A 21,715-nucleotide genomic window follows, 5' to 3' on the forward strand; every position below is an offset into this window, starting at 1 on the left:
TTCCTTTGATTTTTTAATCGCAAGTCATGATTCAATGAACGCTTCCTTGTCTGCAATCTTGATTAAGATTGTGCGTTTATTATACCAAAAAGTTCAGAATATTAAAATTCTTACTTTTTTCATACTGAGTAACCACGAAGTAATAGACAAAAACAACTTAAATTCAGAAATTTCTTTTTTTGGAATGGCCGATTTTTTGTTTCCTTGTCTAATCTTGTCGCCTCTTTTTCCACATCAAAACTTTCCCTAAATTTAGCGTTTTCCACATCTTATGCACAATTATTTCCAAATTGTATACAATTTTTATCACAGGCCTATGTGGATAATTAAAATCGCTGTACTTAAGATATTACAAGGGTTACACGTTTTATCAGGCTTGTCAAGATGGAAGTTATCCACAATTTTATTCAAGTATTTCCAGAGAAGTTCACAATGTGATTTTTTTCAAGCTGTAGGCGACAATTCTATAGAAAATATTACGATTTACTGCAGTAAACCTCCCTTTTTCGTAATAATCGGCAAACTCATTTTGAAAAATATGCAGCAATGTTCGCAGAGTCAAACAAGTTCCTATGTCATGTTCGCAAAATCTGTCCATATCGGTTCTGCAAATCATATTTCTGACCGTCTTTCCATCATAGTTAAAGGTCACTGTATGTCGTGCGCCGTCTTTTATTAAGGCCTGTCCCCTGCCATCAATCAGGGAAAGAAACTCCACCTGCTCCTCTTGAAAGCAGTGCAAGCCGTATCTTAATGCTTCTTCTGAGGCGAAGTCACAATACCCCAATTCCTCCAAAAGAAGATCGAATCCTATCTCATGTTCTACATTCAATTCTCTGTCCGGCGGAGATACCCAGGATCTGAACTGCTCAAAGGGAATCGCTTCTTGATCAAAACAAAACACGTAGGGACCGTAACTATAATAAGTGCCATGTACTTCAAATAAAATCTTTTTAAGAATTCTATTATACCGATCTCTGTCAAATTCGTTCGCTTCTGACACCTCTCGCACCTGTCCTGGTTTTTTCCACATCTTTCCTTCTACGTAAACTACGTCTTCCGGCGACAAGTCGTGTTGATCGTCAAAATACGTATATAGGCGGTTCACACCTTCAAAAGCAACTTTTACCTTCTTTGGAATCATGTATGTCATCCTCCAAATCATCTATCGTGAGCAGTTATTCGGATATTTCATTACTAAAAATTATAATTATTTTATTATTGCATAAAAAAAGGCTATAGTAAAGCAAATTATCCTATAGCCACTTATTCTCTTAAAGATAATATCCGTTCTTTCCTTGCTGTTTTACCTGATACATGGCTGCATCTGCTGCCTCATACAGTTCTTCATATGTACTGCCGTCCTTTGGATAGCAAGCGATTCCAATGCTGGCTGACAATGTTGCCTTTTCCCATTTTGCTATTCGCGATAATAACTGCTCCGCCTTATGGCGTGCTGCCTGCTCACTGTCGGTATCAGTCATAAACACGATAAATTCGTCACCCCCTACTCGTCCAATCAAATCTTCGCTGCGAAAATTGTTCTTAATTTCAGATGTAAAGTGTATAAGAGCCTCATCTCCTGCAGCATGGCCGAGAGTATCATTGAGCGCTTTAAAATTATCTATGTCGATCATAAAGAGAAATCCATTTTTAGCAGAGACAAGACGATCCGCAATTTGATGATCCACCGCTTTTCTATTTAAGATTCCCGTCATAGAATCAATAGACGCTTTTTCAATCAAACGCTGCTCCTTTAGCCGCTGTTCCTGGATATCAGACAGCTTGCCTACAATTTTCCGGGCTTTCCCTTGCTCTTTTTCCAAGAGCTGTATTTGACAAAGCATCCAGCAATATGACCCGTTCTTGTCGACAAAACGGAGGTTGACACTGTGTATTTGACCAGTTGGCATCGCCTTGGCCTCCTTCAGCAGCTTTCGAAGCAGCACAGCGTCGTCTGGGTGAATCATCTCCATCGGTTCTTGTGGATTTAAAATCTGAAAAGCCCTATTCCCCTTACTGTGAAAGCGCTTTGTTATGTTAGATGTAAAAATCAATATATTTGAATCGCAGTCATACTCGAATAAGATGGTATCTGAAAAATAGGAAAGGAGATTGTAGTCAGCTGACCGATGTGATAGTCTACGTTTTTGTCGTTTTAATTTTTTCTGGTTTCTGTATATATGTTTCATTCTGCGTCCTCATCCTGCTCAACTAAAATCATGGTTTGTTGGTTAACATTATACTACTATAGACGATTTTTAGCAACTATAGACGCTTAATAATTCGTGCCATAGCGGATAAAATACTCCTATAGCATGGAGGAAAAAGTTATGGACAACCTATTGGCCCAAATGGGATCACGAATCCTGAAAAGAAGAAAACAGCTTAGAATGACGCAGGAAGAGTTAGCTGAAAAAGCAGGCGTCATGCCGCAGACTATTTCAACTGCAGAGCTAGGTAAGAAAGCCCTGCGCCCAGAAAACATCGTCCGCATCTGCACTGCTCTCGATATCAGCACTGATTATCTATTGATGGGAAAAATCAGCGAAGCATCACTGACTTTATTAGAAAAGAAAATATCTCAGTTGCCGCCGGAAAAGATCTGTCATTTAGAAGATATCATTGATAGTTTCATCGCGGCCGTTATAGAATAACAGTGATTTGCTGCAAAGAAAAAGCCACGCATAAAATGCGTGGCTTTACTAATCGTCATAAAAAGCTTGTAATCATTGAGGGTGATTAGCGTGTTGCTGGTACAACTTCCGGTAATCTTTCGCTCATCATGTTCATCAGGGCATCGGTGCAAGGCAGTTCCTCTACCATCTTTGCATCCTTTGCGACTGCGAACTTCGGCTCTACCGGTGTCAGAACACCGCCGAGAACCTCACCGATTTCAGCGTATTTGTAAAGTGGCAGGGTATCGTCCATTTCCCAAGAAATGTCCACCTCATCTTCAAAACCGAATTCCTCTTCAAATACGTGAGCAAGTTCTGCTGCGATCTCCCAGTTACTGAAATCAACGTCTTCGTCAATGACAGCTTCGACTGGAAGCAGTCTTCTCTCTGTATTGGTATATGTACCGTCTGTACTTGCAAATCCAGTGCCTGGCAGGAATACATCAGCCTTCTTTGCAGTCTCTGTCAAATAGATGTCAGAAACAGCCAAGAATTCTAATCCTGACAGATCAACGTCCTTTGGATCTTCACCGAAGATCATCAGACCTTTGACGCCCTCCATAGCTTCTGCTCCAGCGTGGATGCCCATGTCTACAAGACCCTGGGAGTTGTTCTTTGCTTTTACTTCCAGGATACCGTCTCTAGGCTTGCCGATGTGGCCGGACAGCAGTGCAATATCGGCAATCAGCGCCGCAGCTTCTTCTGAAACCACATTCTGCTGGAATACAAACATTGCCTTCTTCGCGCCTGCATAGAGTTCAGCGACAGCCTTGATTTCCTCGCAGACTTCAGCGTCAGCAACGGAAGCAGCGAAAGCATCGAAGCCTTCCACATTGGAAGTCTTGCCCATGTCGATCAGAGCCTTTGCCATTCCCTTAAGGAAGACTGTACTGTTATCTGTATCGATGACTTTTTCTGCAAATTCAAAAGCAGTCTGTGCTTCTGGCGTATTGATGGCAACAACCTTGACTCCTGCTTCTGCAGCCTGTTTAATCTTGTTCCATACGACAGCGTTTCTATTCTTAATGTAACCTGGTACGATGATGACGTCTGTACGCAGTAATTCATCAATCGTATTCGGTGATGCGTTTACTCCCAGCACATCAGAAAGTGCGTTGTGTCTTGCATTGAAGCAGAACGTTTTCGCACCGATTGTCTGGGCAAATTTCTTCATCGCATACGCTTCTTCGTTGGTATATCTGTCGGAAATTGCAACAGCGATAGCGCTATTACCGTGTCTCACTCTGACAGCTTCCATCTTCTTTGCAGCCATGACGATGGCTTCGTGATAATCAGTCATTCTGAAACCGTCACCGTCTTTGATCATCGGATCTACTGCTTTGCCCTCAAGGAGTGCTGCATCAAAGCCCCACTTCCCTTTGCCGCAGCAGATTCCTGCATTGACGACGCCTTCCTTGGAAGGATTTGCCTTGATCAGCATATCTCCATAGGATTCCAGATCCAGAGTACAGCCGACAGAACAGTAGGAGCAAGTCGTCTCCGTGATTTCTGTTTCAAGAGGCACTTCCTTCTGGATGGTCAGTCTCTCCTGCAGTGCGCCAGTCGGGCAGACGCTTACGCACTGTCCGCAGGATTCACAGCCTGACTCGCAGAGGGATTTTTCCATATTCGGTTTTACGACTGTGTCAAAACCTCTGTCAACAAGACCAAGAGCGCCGACCCCCATAACCTCGTCACAGACTCTTACACAAAGGCCGCAGAGGATACATTTGTTCGGATCTCTGACGATGAACGGATGGTCGTCTTCGAATTCGATCATGTTCTTATCGCCGGCAAGTCTCTCCGGTTTTACATCGTATTGATTTGCAAAGTCAATCAGCTTGCACTCGTAGTAATCGTGACATCCGCATTCCAGACATCTGGAAGCTTCAGCAACAGCCTGATCTTCTGTCAGCCCATCGTATACCACTTCGGAGAAGTTGTCTTTTCTCTCTGCAGCAGATAACTGATCAGCTTTCTCTCTGCAAAGTCTTTCTCTGTCTTCGAAGGTTTTCTCTGTTACATCGTCTCTTTCAACAACAAACGGCTTTTCGTAGCTGACAGCTTCACCGTTTAAGTAGGAGTCGATGACGATTGCCGCTTTGTTGGCATCTGCAATGGCCTCAATCGCGATGGAAATCTTGTCATTACCACAGTCTCCGCCTGCAAATACGCCTGGGATGCTGGTCATGAAGGTATCAGAATCGTAAGCTACAGCATTCTTTCTCGTCTTATCTACGTCAAATGGAGTCGCATCGACTGCCTGACCGATGGCCAGGATCATGGTATCCACATCGATGGTCTCTGTCTTTCCTTCTACTGGAACTGGTCTTCTTCTGCCTGAAGCATCCGGTTCACCCAGTTCCATCACCTGCAGTACCACTTGTTTTACGTGACCGTTTTCATCTTTAACGATTTCCAGAGGATTGGTCAGGTTCTTAAAGATTACGCCTTCTTCTTCACCTTCTTCGATTTCCAGTCTGTCAGCAGGCATCTCGTCTTTGGTTCTTCTATAGATGTTATAGACTTCTTTCGCGCCTAATCTGACTGCAGTTCTGCAGGCATCCATAGCAGTGTTTCCGCCGCCGACGATGGCAACCTTCTCGCCGAAGTCGATGTGCTCGTTTCTGACAACCTTTCTCAGGAAGTCGATACCGCCGATCACGCCTTCTGCATCTTCACCAGGGCAGCCGACACCTGTGGAAACCCATGCACCGATACCCAGCAGTACCGCATCAAAGTCATTCTGGATGGTTTCAAACGGCATATCTTCGCCAATCTTTGTGTTTGGCACGATTTCTACGCCCATAGAAGCGATGATGTCGATCTCGTCGTCGAGGACTTCTTTTGGCAGTCTGTACTCAGGAATACCATATCTCAGCATGCCGCCCAGTTTTGGCATCGCATCAAAGATGGTGACATCGTGTCCCTTCTGTCTCAGGAAATAAGCAGCGGAAAGTCCCATCGGGCCGCCACCGATGATAGCCACTGATTTTCCAGTCGGCTCATCGATTTCTGGAACAAAAGCGTCTTCGCTCATCATATCGTAGTCAGCAGCGAATCTCTTGAGGGATGCGATGCTGATCGGTTCATCGATCAAAGCTCTTCTGCAGTTGTCCTCACAAGGATGCGGACAGACTCTTCCGATGGAAGCTGGAAGTGGAATTTTGTCCTTGATCAATTCCTGTGCTGCTTCGAACTCTCCGTTGGCGATGAGGCCTACATAACCCTGACAGTCCGTTCCTGCCGGGCAGTTCAAAGAACATGGAGCCTTACAATCGCCGTTGTGGTTGGAAATCAACAGTTCCAGGTTGGTCTTTCTGGATTCGACAACACGGTCTGTGTTGGTCATGACTACCATACCATCAGAAACGGTCGTCGCACATGCCTTACAGAGTTTTGGGTTGCCTTCTACTTCTACTACGCAAAGTCCGCATGCGCCGTAGATGGTCGTTCTCTCATCAAAGCAAAGAGTGGGAATGAAAATGTCATTTTCTCTCGCCACTTCCAAGATCGTCTGTCCAGGAAGGCCGAATACTTCTTTGCCGTCTATATTCATTCTGAATTTATTCATTGTATTTCCTCCTCCCTACTTGATCTCAACAGCGCCAAATTTGCAGTTCTCTGCACACTTGCCGCACTTGATACATTTGTCCTGATCGATAACGTGCTTGCCCTTGACTTCGCCAGTGATGGCTTCTACAGGACATCTCTTCGCACAGAGCGTACATCCCTTACATGCGTCAGTGATTTCGTAAGTGATCAGTGCCTTACAGGATTTTGCTGTACATTTATGATTATAAATATGATCTTCATATTCGTTTCTGAAATATTTGATCGTCGTCAATACAGGGTTTGGCGCTGTCTGTCCCAGACCGCACATCGCACCGTCTTTGATCTTGGCAGCCAATTCCTGCAGCAGTTCGATATCGCCGTCTTTGCCTTCGCCGCGAGTGATTCTCTCGAGGATTTCCAGCATTCTCTTGGTACCGATTCTGCAGTAGTTACATTTTCCACAGGACTCTTTCTTCGTAAAGTCGAGGAAGTATCTCGCCATATCTACCATACAGGTGTTTTCGTCCATGACGATCATACCGCCGGAACCGACGATGGCGCCTGTCTTGTTGATATCTTCATAAGTTACCGGGGTATCGATCAAGGAAGCCGGAATACATCCGCCGGACGGTCCGCCCATCTGTACTGCCTTGAATTCCTTATCCTGCTTGATGCCGCCGCCGATACCGAAGATGACATCTTTGAGTGGCAGTCCCATCGGTACTTCTACCAGACCGCCTTTTTTGATCTTGCCGGCCAGCGCGAATACTTTGGTACCCTTGGACTGTTCTGTACCCATGGCGCCAAAAGCAGCTCCGCCGTTATCGATGATCCAGGAAACGTTGGCAAAAGTTTCTACGTTGTTAATATTTGTCGGCTGCTGCCAGTATCCCTTCGCTGCCGGGAATGGCGGTTTCAGTCTCGGCATTCCTCTTTCACCTTCGAGAGAAGCGATCAGAGCCGTTTCTTCACCGCATACAAATGCGCCTGCGCCCGCTTTGATTCTCAAATCAAAGTCATAGCCGCTATCAAAGATGTTTTTGCCCAGGAAGCCTTTTTCTCTGGCCTGCTCCATGGCGATCTCTAATCTCTTGATTGCCAGCGGATATTCAGCACGGCAGTAGATGATACCTTCTGTTGCGCCCATGGCAAAGCCGCCGATGATCATACCTTCGATCAGTGAGTGCGGATCGCCCTCTAACACGGATCTATCCATGAACGCGCCCGGATCTCCTTCGTCGGCATTACATACTATGTATTTATTCTTTCCCGGATTTCCCTTAGCGGCATTCCATTTGAACCAAGTCGGGAATCCCGCGCCGCCTCTGCCTCTGAGGCCGGAAGTTTTGATCTCCGCGATGACTTCGTCCTGGGTCATGGAAGTGACGACCTTCTTGGTCGCTTCGTATCCGCCTACAGCCAAATACTCCTCAATCTTCTCCGGGTTAATCAAACCGCAGTGTCTCAGTACAACTCTCTGCTGTTTTCCGATAAATTCCTTATCTTCTTCTGATATGGCGTATTCTTCAACAGGCTTTCCGCCTTTCAGATGTTCTTCTACTATTTTTTCTACCTTATCTGGCTGTACCTTGACATATCTCGTCATTTTTCCGTCGTCTTCATAGACATCGACGATTGGTTCCAGATAACAGGTTCCGACACAGCCTGTAAAATCGATTTCTACATTTACGGCCTGTTTTTTGATCTGTTCTTCAAATGCGACCTGGGTTTTCTTCGCACCGGTAGCGATACCGCAGCTTCCCTGTCCTATAATTACTTTCATCTTCGCACCTCCTAAGCTCTTTCTCTGATTTCAGCCAGGATCTGCACTACTTTATCTTTTGTTAGATTTCCGTAGGTCTCATCTCCATCGGCACTCTGAACCATCATGACAGGTGCAAGGGAACAGCATCCAAGACATGCAACGTTGTTCAGCGTAAATACGCCGTCTTCTGTCGTCTCGCCATCCTGAATACCAAGATATTCACAGACTGCCTCTTCGATCATCTCTGACCCGTTTACATGACAGGCAGTACCCTGACAAAGCATAATCAGATTCTTGCCGATCGGCTGCAATCTGAACTGGGCGTAGAAAGTGGCCACTCCGTAAATCTTAGCTGGTTTAATTCCTGTAGCTTCTGAAATATGGTTGATTGTGTCTATAGATAAGTATCCATAGATATCCTGCGCCTTCTGTAAAATTGTAATCAGACTGCCAGGAACTTTTGCGTACTTGTCCAGAACGGGCTGCAGTTCTTTGAACTGATCATTCTGGCATCCGCCACAGCAACATTTTTCACTCATTAATGTTTCCTCCTGCTTGCTATATTTTTCACTCCATAGAAACCATTCCGTCTCCGAAACTTACCTTCCATTATACTTACTTTCGTGAATAAAATCAATTGTTTTGTATAGTTATTTATTTGTCAAAGTCAGAGTTTCTGCGAATCTTTCATCAGGCGGAACCGCAGCCCAGTTTCCTGTACATTAAAAAGCCGGCAGCTTTCCATAAAGTGCCGGTTTTGATTGAAATTTCCAGGATAGTTACCGCTCCCCTCCGCAAAGAGCAAGTGCAGTCATGACAAAAATCCTGATACCATAAGAAAGTGATTTTTCATTGATATTCAGGTTGGCGCTGTGCAGGGTTCCCGTCACTGTCTCCTCTTGACCGCAGCCCAGCATGAACATGACCCCTGGCACTTCTTCCTGATAGTAAGCGAAGTCTTCCGAACCCATATGGGGCCGTTCAATGATATAAATATCATCCTCACTATCCAGTACGGCCTTAGCGGCTTCTATGGTGATCTTCGTCAGAGCCGGATCGTTGTTGACAGAAGGAAAACCAGGGATAAATTCGACCTCACAGTCTCCTCCCAAAGCCAAAGCAGTATGCTGCGCTATTTGATTCATCCTCTCCCGAATTCTTTCTTTGTCAGCTTTTTCAATACATCTGAGCATTCCCTTCATTTCCACACTGTCGGGAATTACATTGATTGCATCGCCTCCGCTGATCTGGCAGATGGATAGAGCTGCCACATCAAAAGGATTGACGTTATGACTCAGAATGGAATCCATAGCTGTTATGATATGAGAAGCGATGACGATGGCATTGACTCCGCTTTCAGGTTCTGAGGAATGAGCTCCTTTTCCGCGTACCCGAATGACAAACTCGTCGTCCGTCGCTGATAAGTACCCTGCCTTGATGCCGATGGTTCCGGCGGGAAGTTCTGGAATCATGTGGAGACCAAAGATTCCCTCGACAGGCGGATTCTTTAGGGCGCCGTCATGGATAACACATTTAGCGCCTCCATTGGCCTCTTCCCCCGGCTGAAAGATAAATTTAATGGTACCGCAATACGCATCTTTTAGCTGAGCGGCAAGTTGTGCTGTTCCAAGGAGAATAGCCATATGCCCATCGTGACCGCAGGCGTGCATGATGCCGGCCCGCTCCGACTCAAAAGGCAGTCCCGTCTCTTCCAAAATCGGCAGAGCATCCATATCAGCCCGAAAGGCAATGGCAGGTCCCGGTTTTCCGCTTTCTAAAGCAGCCGTTACACCTGTGCCGCCGACGTTACGCTTCACTTCATACCCCATAGCCGTCAGCTTTTCTGCGATAAAGTCCGCAGTGTCAAACTCCTCAAAACTCAGCTCCGGACAGCGGTGGAGATGACGTCTCCACTGCACCACCTCTGGCATATTTTCTTCTGTCAGTTTCTTCACTTTCTCTCTCATATCCATCATATAAACATTTCCTTTTTCGGTACCGACTATAGTGTTTCAAGTCTTGCCAGCAGGCTCTCTGTGTTTTCACAATTGGCATAGATAAATTTAATTCCCTGCAAAGCTCTGTCATGACGTTCCTGACTCATGGCATTCATGGCGTCTTCAATCATATCCACTTCGTATCCCAAATCGGATAAGTCTCTGATCGAAGTGCTGACACACTGGTCGGTATAAAAGCCGACTACAATGGTCTTTTTGATGTGCAGATTTCTTAAAATACGGTCGATGGGCGTGCCGACACAGATGCCGGAGCAGGTTTTGTTGAGTATGATTTCTCCCTCCAGCGGTTTTGCTTCATCGCAGAACTGAGAAGCCAAACCTCCCGGCGGATAAAACATGCCGGCAGACGCGTGCAGTCTTCCCGTATCTCCTGCATCAGGCAGCAAGGACTGAATCCGTACGTGAATCGGTCTGATACCCTTTTCTCTGCATTTAAGGAGAATCTTCTCGATGTTCTTTAAGGATTTGTCCGTATTTTCTTCCAGTTGATTCAGAACCGGCAGCAGCGGTTCTACTTCAACGCCCATGGCCTTGTAACCCTCGACAAAATATTCCTTTGTTACACACTTCTGCGCGTCGATAATCACCAATGCAGTATCCTCTGCGCCAACTTCCATCGGTTTGTTGTAAACACCTGATGCCAACTGCTGATAATACTGTGCCGTAAACTCGTTTAATGCCTTGTTGTAGTCCATTTGTATCCTCCTGTAATTGTACCTTTCTCTGAAAGAATAAATTTATTTGATATATATAAAGGATAGCAAATAACGTGCCAAAGATTTTTCCAGGTGTTTCAGGTATTTGCAGCTATGGGCATTATCATTGATTGCAATATATTGCAGCAAGTTCTTGCATTATTGCAAGAACTTGCAAATCTAAATATTTAACTTTTTACACTTGTAGTACAAGGTGCGCAGTGGAATGCCTAAATCGTTTGCAGCTTTGTTCTTATCTCCCTTATGGCGTGAAATAGCTTCTTCTATGCAGCGGGATTCTACCATTTCCAACGCTTCTTTCAAATTGTTAGGAAAGGTAAAGTTGGATTCTTTTTCTTGTGCTGTTTTTTTCCCGTTTCTCACATTTTCCCCACTGAGAGCGGACGCTATTTCAGCCTTCGTCAGAACGACGTCTTTCTCTTCCATATTAATCAAAGCACGGGACAGCACATTTTCCAGTTCCCGTACATTTCCATACCATTCTCTCTGCTGCAGCAAGTCGATTCCGTCAGGTTCAATTTCAGATATATTTCTGTTATAAAACTCGTTATATTGATTCAAAAGATATTCCGTAATCAGTCCGATGTCCTCTCTTCGCTCTCTAAGCGGCGGAATAAACAGAGGAAACACATTCAGTCTGTAATAAAGGTCTTCTCGAAAAGCTCCTTCTTCAATCATTTCCTCTAAAGGTTTGTTGGTAGCGCAGATTATTCTGACATCAACCGGGACGGTTTCAGTCGATCCCACTGGCATCACTTCTTTTTCCTGCAGCACGCGCAGAAGCTTGACCTGCATCCGGGAGGAAATGTCTCCGATCTCATCGAGAAACAAGGTTCCTCTGTCAGCTTCCTGAAACAGTCCTCGCTTTCCTCCTCTGCGCGCACCGGTAAACGCCCCTTCTTTATATCCAAAGAGTTCGCTTTCCAGCAGTTCCTCCGGCAAGGAGGAGCAGTTGATTTTGATAAACTTTTCGTTTCTTCTTGGGCTGTTGTTATGTATAGCATTGGCAAAGATTTCCTTACCGGTGCCGCTCTCTCCGCGAATCATGATAGTCGCCGGTGTCATTGCTGCAATCTTTGCTGTATTGACGACTTTCAGCAGTTCTTTATTTTTTCCGATGATGTCTTTAAAGCTGTACTTTACCTGGACTTTGCGCAGTTTCTGATTTAAACGATCCAGCTCCCTTTTCAGTCGGTTGATTTCAGAAAGATCGTGGTATACTACGATTTTTCCCGCCTGTCTATCATTGTGATATATGTACCGCTCGTCTTCCACAAGCTCTCTATTGCCTCGTTTGATCATCTTTTCGTAGTAAGGATTTCTGTATATGATTTCTCCCTCCACATTTTGTATACAGATGGCATCTGACGCAGCGTCAAAGAGAGGTTTCACATCTAATATGATTTCTTCAATCCTGTTCCAAGACATAAATGACTCCTTTGCAACTTTTTGCATTGTCTTTTCCAAAAGAAAGGAGTTATCTCCTTATAACTCCTTATAAAAACCGTTTTCAAGATGATTGTTCTTCCGTTTCAACTGGTAAGGCGGCAGTTTCCTTTTCTGCCAGCGGCTCTGCTTCCTTTTTTTTACTAGACTTTTTAAAATCGATTTCCGTCACAAATAACGCCGAAATCATGATGACTGCTCCCAGATAGGATTTCACAGTCAAAACTTCACCTGCAAAGAAAAAGGCCACAACGCCTGCAAACACAGGCTCTAATGTGAAAATAATGCCGACATGGGCGGCTGTCGTATATTGCTGTGCGATTGCCTGCACGATGAAGGCCAGTCCTGTACAAAAGATTGAGAGAAAGGCTACGCTGAGGAAGATGTGCGGCGAAGTCGGAAGATGTGGCTGCTCGAAGAGAAACGCAAGCACCAACATATACGCGCCCGTTACGCCCAACTGAAAAACCCCTAGTTGGAAGGCGTTTACCTTCTCATGGGACACCGCTTTTTCTGTTAAAATCAAATCGACAGCATAAGCAATTGCACCCACAATGCAAAAAAAATCACCTTTTAGATTACCCATATTAAAAGAAAAGTCATCTTTTAATGTCAGAAGCATAATTCCCACCAGACTCATGGTCACAGCGATGATGATTTTTCTATGAGGCTTCTTTCTAAATAGGATCATTTCTAACAGAGGTACAAAGATGACCGTCAAAGCGCATAAAAACCCCGAGTTCGACAATGTCGTATACTTTACGCCAAAAGTCGCACCCGAATAGACGAAAATCAGAACCGTGCCAATTAGAAAACTGTATTTCAGCGTCGTCTTGTTGACAGTTTTCAGTTTTTTATAGGCTAAAATGCCTGCCACGAAGAATGCGCCTAAAAATCGGTGGGCATTGAGGGTAAAGGAATCCATATCTGCTAAAGATACGTCAATCAGATAGTAGGAAATCCCCCAGCAAAGGGTTACCACGATCAGCATCAAATCTGCTCTTAGCTGTGTCTTCATATTGTTCCTTTCGTTTCTATCTCAAATACTTGCAATAAACATTTCCAAGGCCAACTGACCGTCTAGCAGTCCAGTCTTGATATTTCGGTCTACTTCGTAGATACCAGACAAAGTATGCTTCAGCTTTTCAACAGAATACTTATTGGCGTAAGGAATGAGCTTTTTAATTCGGTATTCACTGCCGCCCAGCTTCTTGTGCATTGCGGAAAGGTCTAAACCATCCTCTCTAAGCTGCCGGACAGAAAGCATCAGCTCAAACTGTGATACAATAGCGCCGATAATCGAAAATGGATCGCTGCCGGAGTGAAGCATGTTGTAGAGAATCTGGAATGCTTTATCCTTCTGATTGCTGCTGATTCCATCCAGCATATCAAAGACGAAGGTATCCAAATCTCCGCTGACAGTCCGCTCTATATCCTGCTCTGTTACCTTGCTGCCGTCGCTGTGCGCGATGACCTTCTGAATGTCATTTTCAAAATTAAAAAGCCTGTAATCACTCTCTTTGTTAAAGTAGCCCGTCGCCTCAATGAGCATTTGGAGGGCTCTCGCTGTAATTTCCACACCAGAAGTCTTAAATCGTTTCTTCGCAAAGGAAGAAAGCTCCGCCTTGTCAATCTTGTCGAAGTGATAGCATTGTGCCTTCTTCTTCAGCGCCGTCGGCAATATGGCAGAGGCTTTGATTTCCTCACTAGAAAAAATCAGAATCGTTTTGTCATTACTGCCAGCAGTATATTCTGCCAATTCCTTGATCTCTTCTTTGCTGTAGCCTTTAGCACTGTCGCTGGTAAGCGGTTTAAAGTTTCTCACCCACACCACCCTTCGCTCAGAAAACATGGAGAAGGTTTCACATGCTTCGATGACCTGACTGCAAGAGGCGTTTTCCTCATCAAGTATCACGTAATCCAAGGAAAGAGTGGCAGGATTTACATATTTTTTAACCAGCGTATCGACAGCCCATTTTACCAGATACTGTTCAATGCCGTACATCAAAATCACCTGGTCAATATTACCGGTCTTCAAATTCTCAGAAAAGACTTTAAAGCTATGTTTTACTGGTTTTTTGTACATACTGAAATTTTTCCTTTTCTATTAATAATGCCGACTGCTCCCGATTGGTCAGTCCTAAATACCATTATACCTTTTTTTCGCAATTTTTCAATGACCACATTGCTGGGATGACCGTAATTATTTTTGCCTACACTGATGACTGCCACGGAAGGCTTTACGGCATCTAAGAAAAGGTCGCTGGTACTGTAAGGGCTTCCGTGATGGGCAACCTTGAGGATATCAGATTTCAGGGTATCTGTGCCCTTATACTTCTCTACGAGAGCCTTTTCTCCCTCTTCTGTAATATCTCCGGTAATCAAAACAGATACGCCATGATCCTGAATTTTAAAAATCAGGCTGTTTAAATTCTCATCATCAATGTTGGGGTCTTGCTGCTGCGGCCAAAGAATATCAATCCACTGGGCATCGCCTAGCATAATCCGCTGCCCTGCTCTGCCTTTGGTCAAAACCTTTTTAACATCAAAGCATTCCGCCAATTGAGTCAGGCCCAGATAATGATCTGTATGCAGATGGGTTGCCGCCGCCAGCTGCACCTGTCCGATACCGTTTTTTAAAAGGTATGGCTTTAGAGTCTTTTCCCCAATGTTATAGTTGATATTTCCGCCTCCATCAAAGAGCAGGTTTTTGCCGTCATCGCATTTTAGATGAATACAGTCTCCCTGTCCCACGTCAACAAAGATAATACTGGCCTGATCAAAAGGAGTAAAACTTGCAAAAAAGGAAAAGATAACCATGGTAATCATAAAAACAGTTTGCGGAGCCAGCGCCTTAAAATCTTTTCGCTTGAGATAGATGCGAAAATGCTCTGAGGTTATTAAAAACACCAGTCCATAGAGCAGACATATTGTCCAAAGGGGCGGCGATACGATGTCAAAGGAAAACGCGCCTTCAGCTTCAAAGAAATGATTGACTTTGATTGCAAGAGTGCCCAAACCGCTGAGACAATCAGCCAACAGCGGAAAGAGCCTGCCAGTGACAATAAACCACAGATACCCGGCAATTCCAATAGGAACTAAGAGAGAAATCATAAAAATCACTGGAATGTTACACAATATACCTATAAAAGAAATATAGTTAAAGTTATATATCATATAGGGCATCAAACCTAATTGGACAGAAACCATAACAGCCAATGTGCTGCCCAGCTTTTTCTCTAATAGAGGTGTAAAAAAGGTCAAGGATAAAACTGCTAAAAAAGACATTTGAAAGCTGGCTCCCATGACTGCATAAGGATTGTCTGTGATGATAAACAGGGCCGCCGCTGCCAAAGCCGACGCTGTATCGTATCTGCGGTCCCACAAATTACCTAAAAGAGTGAGGGCAACTAAAAAGATGGCTCTGGTTACAGATACTGACCAGAGAGTCGCCGTCCCGTACAAGGCAAGCAAGAGACAGAAAATAAGTGCAGTCAAAAGCGATTTCCTTCTACCGTTGCATTTCTTGTACAGGCCGTAGAGAATTCCTACATGGAGACCGCTGACAGCGAGAACATGAGCTGTGCCGTTATGTTGAAACTCTTTGTAGATATCTTCATCCAGACTGGCTGTATCCCCAAAGAGAATACCTTTAATCAGTCCTTTTACCTCAGCGTCGATCTGCAGTCGTTCTATCATTTCCTCTCTATGGCTCAGAATAAACCGTTTGACTCTGTATGTAAGAGAGGGAGAATGCGATGTAACCTGGTAACGATTCATTACTGCTGTATAAAAAATTTTCTTCGTTTTTAGGTAGCGGCCGTAGTCAAAGGTTCTTGGGTTTCCAGACGGTTTTGGTTTCTCCACAGCTGCAGTAAAGGTGATTTCACAGCCGGTCAAATCCCAGTGGTTCACCAAAGGACGATAATAAGAGCAGAGCAAAAGCTCTCCGCCTACATCGCAGCGCAGTTTATATTTTTCCTCATCTAAGCGCTGCACTTCTACAACTGTGGCTGTCAGAGTGACGTTTTTGCCCATACATTCCTGGAGATGTCCCTGTTCTTCTGCATGTTGAGCAGAAAGCATTAAGACACATCCTGTGCAGAACGAAAGCAGGAGGCACAGTAAAAATTTCTTTTGTTTTGAAATTTTACAAAGCGTGATGAACAGAATGAAAGCTGCAGCGGGCAGCGCCCACAGGATTCGCCGGTCAATCCATTCCATTGAAACGATGCCTGCAATCATTAGAATTGCAATAGATAATAGTTTTCTTCTCATTTTGTCCTCAATCGGACACCTAACTCATATTTACATATTATACCATTTATTAAAAAGGTGCAACTTTTTCTTATAATTTTTACGAAACTCGGAAATATCGGTTAACTTTAGTGGTGTATTATGGTATAATAGTTCCGTTCATCTTTCGGCGTTGCCGCAAGGTAGGAACTATTGAATCATGTGCTCCGATTCTATTCGCAGCGGAATGCACATGGTATAATAGCCCCGTTCATCTTTCGGCGTTGCCGCAAGGTAGGAATACTAAGGAATTTTTCTTTAGGGAAAGGATTACAACAATAAATGCGTAGCGATAAAAGAAAAAATAAAAACAGATTTAGAAAGAGCAAGGAGACAGAGACATCCGTTGTCAGCGCAGACGGTACGGCCACTAAAAAGAGATACCGTCTGAATAAAAAACAGTTTTTTAAATTCCTGCTTGCATTGATTCTCGTTATGATTATCGGCGTGGCTATTTTTGTAGGCGTGGTCATCGCACAGGCTCCAAAAATCGATACCGATAAAATCTATGATATCCTGACTGAGAGTACTATAATATACGATGATAACGGCAACGAAATTGACACCGTTTACACCGAAGCCAACAGAAGCAATGTAAAATATGACGATATTCCCAAAAACTTAATCAACGCTTTTGTTGCACTGGAGGACAAGACTTTTTGGGATCACCACGGATTTAACTTCATCAGAATTTTTGGCGCCATCAAAGAAGCTGTTTTCTCTGGCGGCGATGTCAGTGGTACCAGTACAATCACACAGCAGTTGGCGCGAAATTTGTTTCTTCGCGAAACCATGTTTGACCATTCAATCAAAAGAAAAATCATCGAAGCATACTATACGATTATTCTTGAGAAAAATTTAACCAAAGAACAGATTATAGAAGCTTATCTCAATACGATCAACTTTGGCTACAACAGCAACGGCGTGCAAGCAGCCTCTCAGGCATATTTCTCAAAGGACGTCAAGGATCTGACCGTTGCTCAATGTGCAGCTCTTGCAGCACTGCCGCAGGCGCCGTCTCATTTTCAGCTCGTAGAAGTAGTCGGTAACGACGATGTTTCTACAAAAGATCAGAACATCATTAAAAGGACATCTAACGGGACTTACATAGCAAACGATGCCAGTAAGGAACGTAGACTTACCTGCCTGAAGTTGATGTTAGAGCAGAAATATATAACACAGGAGCAGTACGACAAGGCATCCAACAGACCTCTGAAGAAGATGCTCAATCCGGCCTATAACGGCGCCTCCACCGAAGCGGATTATTTTGCTGATTATGTCATCAAAGAAGTCATCAACGATCTGATGGAGAAAAAAGGCTGGGACTATGACAGAGCGTGGGAAAAGGTTTACAACGGCGGATTAAAAATTCACTCTACTATGGATTCGCAGGCACAGAAAGTCATCGAAAAAGAATTTGATAATGACGCCAACTTCCCTAATGCAGTCATCAACACCGACGGCAACGGAAATGTCATCAATAAATACGGTCAGGTCGTCTTATATGACTATAACGATTATTTTGACGAACACGGAAACTTTACCTTTAGAACGGATGAAATCGTCAAGAGAAAAGACGGCTCCATGATTATCCGCGCCAACAAGAGACTCAACGTCTACAATACAGAAGTCAATGGAGAAACCGATTATAGTATCGAGTTCAAGGATTTGTACGTATCAGAAAACGGCAGACCCTATTCCATCGCAGGCGGATACATCAATATACCACAGCAGTATAAGACCAAGAACAAAAAAGGCAATATCATTATTTCTGCAGACTTCTTTAAAGACGAACAGTACAAAGATTTCTTTATTTTTAACGACGACGGTACGGTAACCATTCCGGCCAAGTCTTACGAATTAAACCAAAAAGTCATCCAGCCGCAGGCTGCCATGACTATCGTGGAAAACAGCACCGGCAACATCAAAGCAATGGTTGGCGGCAGAAAAACGACAGGAAGGATGCTCTTCAACAGAGCGACTAGTCCGCGGCAGCCAGGATCTTCCATCAAACCTTTGGGTGTTTATTCGGCGGCAATTCAGCAGAGCGCGGAAGAAGCTGCCAGCGGTAAAAAGCATGCGTTCACTGACTTTGGAATCGACGAACAAGGAGCAGATCTATGGGGTAATTACCTGACGGCCGGTTCCATCGTTATCGATGAAAAAACGACCATCAACGGCAGTGTCTGGCCTCAGAATGCCGGCGGCGGTTATTCTGGACCACAGACCATGCGGTCTGCACTGCAGCAGTCCATCAATACCTGTGCAGTCAAGATTTTCCTGCAGGTTGGCGCGAATTATTCTGCAGATTTAGTTAAGAAATTTGGCATTACCACCTTGGATACGGAGGGGTCTGTCAGCGATTTAAACCCTGCGGCTTTGGCTCTGGGCGGCATGACGAATGGTGTAACGACACTAGATATGGCTAGCGCTTACTCCGCTTTCCCTAACAACGGTACTCGGAAAGAGACCTCGTCTTATTCGGAGGTTCTCGATAGCGGCGGCAAAAAGCTATTGACCAATAAGAGTTCCAAAACGCACCGTGTTCTGGATTCAGGTGTAGCCTGGATTATGACAGATATGCTAAAATCAGTAGTTACCAGTGGACTGGGTTCACCAGCGTCTATTTCCGGCGTTCAGGCAGGCGGTAAGACTGGTACTACCGATGATGAATTTGATATCTGGTTTGACGGTTTTACACCTTCCTACTCTGCTTCTCTGTGGATTGGAAACGACCAGAACTTCCAGCTGACCAGCATGAGTTCCTATGCGGCCAGTCTATGGGGAAAAATCATGAATCAGATCAGCGGAGCAAAGAGCGGATCGTACAAGGGTGTACCATCAAATGTAATCTATACTGGTGGAGAATACTACATCAGCGGTACACAAGGCGGTGCAAAATCTCTCAAGAGTTTAGAAAAAACCGTAACGATTTGTACGGAATCAGGTTATCTGGCTACGCCGGATTGTCCTCATACCGAGAAAAAGACTTACAAGACTTACGGTGACGGCGCAGAAGATGTACCAAAATACTACTGTAATATTCACAACAGCGATACAGACAAATATCCAATCAATCCAAACGACAAAACAAAACCGAAAGATCCGGCGAAACCACCTGACGAAGAGGAACCGGAGGAGCCGGATAATCCTGATGATCCAGGCGGCGACGATAAACCGCCAGTGAATCCTGATGATCCTAACAATCCGGATGTACCGGATAACCCGGGAGGAGATACTGGCGATAAACCAGCAGCCTAAAAAGAATACGGATATTATAAGAGGGTGCCATCAGGCACCCTCATTTTTAGTCATGTAGGAAATATCGATGAAAGCGATATTGACGGAATATCAAAGTCCGTCATTTCAACGTTTTTTATATATCGGTATTTTCACATCAATAGAATTTATATCTATCATAATTCTAGTAACGGTATCTGGTCTTTGGGTCGCTTCCGCATCGATGCCGTATAAGATCAATGCCAATTGATGACCCTCTGCTAAAGTATGGTCTGTGGGAACCATATCAAAGCTGTAGTGGTATATTCTGCCCGGCTCAATTTCTTCTTTGCGCCAGAGAGCAGATCTGTTCTGTGCGTTGAGCCAGCCACGTGAAATTACCTTAAATGCAGAAGGTTCTGCCTCGTAGCCGAAGGTGAATTCTCCATTTCCTGCCTCCACCTCTTCTGCAGTAATTCGTTTCTCCTCTCCTAAATCTACCAGCATGGCGCTCAAAATAGCGGTTGGCTTGTCAAGGCTTGCATCAAAGGAAACTTGCACCGCACCAGTGATACGAAGATCGCCCTCCCCCACTGCAATTGGATTCCAAAGAAACTTCAACCGATTCAGGTAATCCGCTTCTTCACTGAGAACAAGCTCATGCAGCCAGTCAGCCAGGTTGTCTTTTTCCTTGTCATAGACCGTCAGTGACAGGTCGTCTACAATAAGCCCCGTCTCTGCTTCTGAATCAATGGGGAAGGTTTCGTAAGACCAGCCAGCAGGCGGCCATGTGTCCGACGTCATCCAAAGCCCTTGATCCAAGTTGCTTTCAACTAGGACTTTTGCTTCCGCTTCAATGCCGTTATCAATTCCATAAAGATAGTGGTCCAGCCACCTTTTCATGATATCTAAAGTGGATGAGCCTTTCAAATTATAGATATAAACGTGTTCTCCCTGATGGAGCATCATCTTTCTCGGAATATCATATTTCTCCAGCGCTTTAAAGAATGGGATGCACTGGTTTGTCTTGACATTCCAATCGTTGATGCCGTGGATAATCAAAACCGATGCTTTGATATTGGAAACCAGATTTAAATAGTTTCGCTCATCCCAAAAACGGTTGTAATTGCCAGAGAGTCTGTCTTCCCCCTCTTCCAGCTTATGCAGCGCACGACTGTAAGCCTCCTTGACCTTCGCGTAATCTTCCGGATCTTTGGCTCTGCTGAAGCAATATTTAGCCAAAATATCCAAATCATCCCCCTGCCAGCCCAAGGCCGGCAAGTTGAGTCCGTTGCACCTGTAATAGTCGTACCAATTACAGATTGCAGCCTCCGGAATAATCGTTTTCAGGCCGGAAACGCCAGTGGCCGCTACGCCGATACACATCGTACCCAGGTAGGATTTGGCTGACATGGCTACATTACCTGTACACCAGTCCGCTCTGACTTCGATGTTATCTGTCTTGTTAGTAAAAGCCCTACATCTGCCGCACAGCCAATCGATGACTGATTTAAAAGCGAGAATTTCTTCTCTGGAACCTGTCAAGGTAAAGCCCTCTGAATCTCTCGTACCCAGGCCAGCACAAAACACAGAAGCGTAACCCCTCTGGTTAAAGTAGTCATAGACCTCCGAGATACACTCTAACTCCGGCTCTTGATTCGTCATGGCATGATCTGCAAAACCAACTGTCGTTCTGACCTGGGAAGGTCTGACTGCTCGAACCTCGCTGAAGTTAAATTTAATGTCTTCTTCCCGTATGTCTTGGTTCGGATAGACTTTGACCTCCCGGTTAACATCATGAGGAACATACCAGTCCTCATTGCAGCTCATCATGTATGGATTCGCCACATAAATCGCCGGTACCCTTGTACCCTGCATTGTCGTTTCCGGTCTTCTGATATAAACGGCAATGAGATCCAGTTTTCCGTCTCCATCTGTATCTACTGGTGTTTCAACATACACCTTCTCTAAAATGCACGCTCTTTTTCCTTCTATATTACTCATAACTGCCCTTCTTAAACT

14 protein-coding genes are annotated in these 21,715 nt (G+C 44.6%); 2 read left to right on the top strand and 12 right to left on the bottom strand.

Features of this window, described 5'->3' with window-relative positions; genetic code table 11:
* Positions 1–427: 427 nt before the first annotated feature.
* Together BN6539_RS19920 and BN6539_RS19925 are read right to left on the bottom strand one after the other, a co-directional pair.
* Positions 428–1,144: a hypothetical protein gene (locus tag BN6539_RS19920; protein WP_067542363.1), complete on the bottom strand. Its 717-nt coding sequence runs from the start codon at positions 1,142–1,144 to the stop codon at positions 428–430.
* Between the two features lie 130 nt (positions 1,145–1,274).
* Complete coding sequence (locus tag BN6539_RS19925; protein WP_067542365.1) at positions 1,275–2,192, bottom strand: sensor domain-containing diguanylate cyclase; 918 nt, start codon at positions 2,190–2,192, stop codon at positions 1,275–1,277.
* A 141-nt stretch (positions 2,193–2,333) separates the two neighbouring features.
* On the opposite strand from BN6539_RS19925, the gene BN6539_RS19930 reads away from it, so the two are divergent.
* Positions 2,334–2,657 carry a helix-turn-helix domain-containing protein gene (locus BN6539_RS19930; RefSeq protein WP_067542368.1) on the top strand — a complete coding sequence of 108 codons (324 nt, stop codon included), beginning with the start codon at positions 2,334–2,336 and terminating at the stop codon, positions 2,655–2,657.
* An 85-nt stretch (positions 2,658–2,742) separates the two neighbouring features.
* Here the strand turns inward: BN6539_RS19930 and BN6539_RS19935 are convergent, their stop codons facing one another.
* The 9 genes from BN6539_RS19935 to BN6539_RS19975 form a co-directional block, all read right to left on the bottom strand.
* A complete protein-coding gene (locus tag BN6539_RS19935; RefSeq protein WP_067542371.1) occupies positions 2,743–6,252 on the bottom strand; it encodes an FAD-dependent oxidoreductase in 3,510 nt (1,169 codons plus the stop codon).
* Positions 6,253–6,267: 15 nt separating this feature from the next.
* Positions 6,268–8,016, bottom strand: coding sequence for an NADH-ubiquinone oxidoreductase-F iron-sulfur binding region domain-containing protein (locus tag BN6539_RS19940; protein WP_067542373.1), 1,749 nt, complete (start codon positions 8,014–8,016; stop codon positions 6,268–6,270).
* 11 nt (positions 8,017–8,027) lie between these two features.
* Positions 8,028–8,537 carry an NADH-quinone oxidoreductase subunit NuoE gene (gene nuoE, locus BN6539_RS19945; RefSeq protein WP_067542376.1) on the bottom strand — a complete coding sequence of 170 codons (510 nt, stop codon included), beginning with the start codon at positions 8,535–8,537 and terminating at the stop codon, positions 8,028–8,030.
* A gap of 240 nt (positions 8,538–8,777) precedes the next feature.
* Positions 8,778–9,974, bottom strand: coding sequence for a M20 metallopeptidase family protein (locus tag BN6539_RS19950; RefSeq protein ID WP_082907637.1), 1,197 nt, complete (start codon positions 9,972–9,974; stop codon positions 8,778–8,780).
* Between the two features lie 26 nt (positions 9,975–10,000).
* Complete coding sequence (locus BN6539_RS19955; RefSeq protein ID WP_067542379.1) at positions 10,001–10,711, bottom strand: isochorismatase family cysteine hydrolase; 711 nt, start codon at positions 10,709–10,711, stop codon at positions 10,001–10,003.
* 180 nt (positions 10,712–10,891) lie between these two features.
* The gene (locus tag BN6539_RS19960) at positions 10,892–12,160 is read right to left on the bottom strand and encodes a sigma-54 interaction domain-containing protein (RefSeq protein WP_182435521.1); all 1,269 of its coding nucleotides are present in this window, start codon (positions 12,158–12,160) and stop codon (positions 10,892–10,894) included.
* 82 nt (positions 12,161–12,242) lie between these two features.
* The gene (locus BN6539_RS19965) at positions 12,243–13,196 is read right to left on the bottom strand and encodes a DMT family transporter (protein ID WP_082907638.1); all 954 of its coding nucleotides are present in this window, start codon (positions 13,194–13,196) and stop codon (positions 12,243–12,245) included.
* 21 nt (positions 13,197–13,217) lie between these two features.
* Positions 13,218–14,264 (bottom strand): DNA polymerase III subunit delta, encoded by a 1,047-nt coding sequence (holA, locus tag BN6539_RS19970; protein ID WP_067542389.1) that lies wholly within the window; start codon positions 14,262–14,264, stop codon positions 13,218–13,220.
* Positions 14,246–16,456 (bottom strand): DNA internalization-related competence protein ComEC/Rec2, encoded by a 2,211-nt coding sequence (locus BN6539_RS19975; RefSeq protein WP_067542391.1) that lies wholly within the window; start codon positions 16,454–16,456, stop codon positions 14,246–14,248. Before BN6539_RS19975 ends, holA begins: the two co-directional genes overlap by 19 nt.
* Before the next feature lie 300 nt (positions 16,457–16,756).
* Here BN6539_RS19975 and BN6539_RS19980 point away from each other — a divergent pair, with 300 nt between their 5' ends.
* Positions 16,757–19,735, top strand: coding sequence for a transglycosylase domain-containing protein (locus BN6539_RS19980; RefSeq protein ID WP_067542398.1), 2,979 nt, complete (start codon positions 16,757–16,759; stop codon positions 19,733–19,735).
* 105 nt (positions 19,736–19,840) lie between these two features.
* Here the strand turns inward: BN6539_RS19980 and BN6539_RS19985 are convergent, their stop codons facing one another.
* Positions 19,841–21,697: a Xaa-Pro dipeptidyl-peptidase gene (locus BN6539_RS19985; protein WP_067542400.1), complete on the bottom strand. Its 1,857-nt coding sequence runs from the start codon at positions 21,695–21,697 to the stop codon at positions 19,841–19,843.
* Positions 21,698–21,715: the final 18 nt, after the last annotated feature.

The sequence above is a fragment of the Emergencia timonensis genome (genome assembly GCF_900086585.1).
GTDB classification, from domain to species: domain Bacteria; phylum Bacillota; class Clostridia; order Peptostreptococcales; family Anaerovoracaceae; genus Senimuribacter; species Senimuribacter timonensis.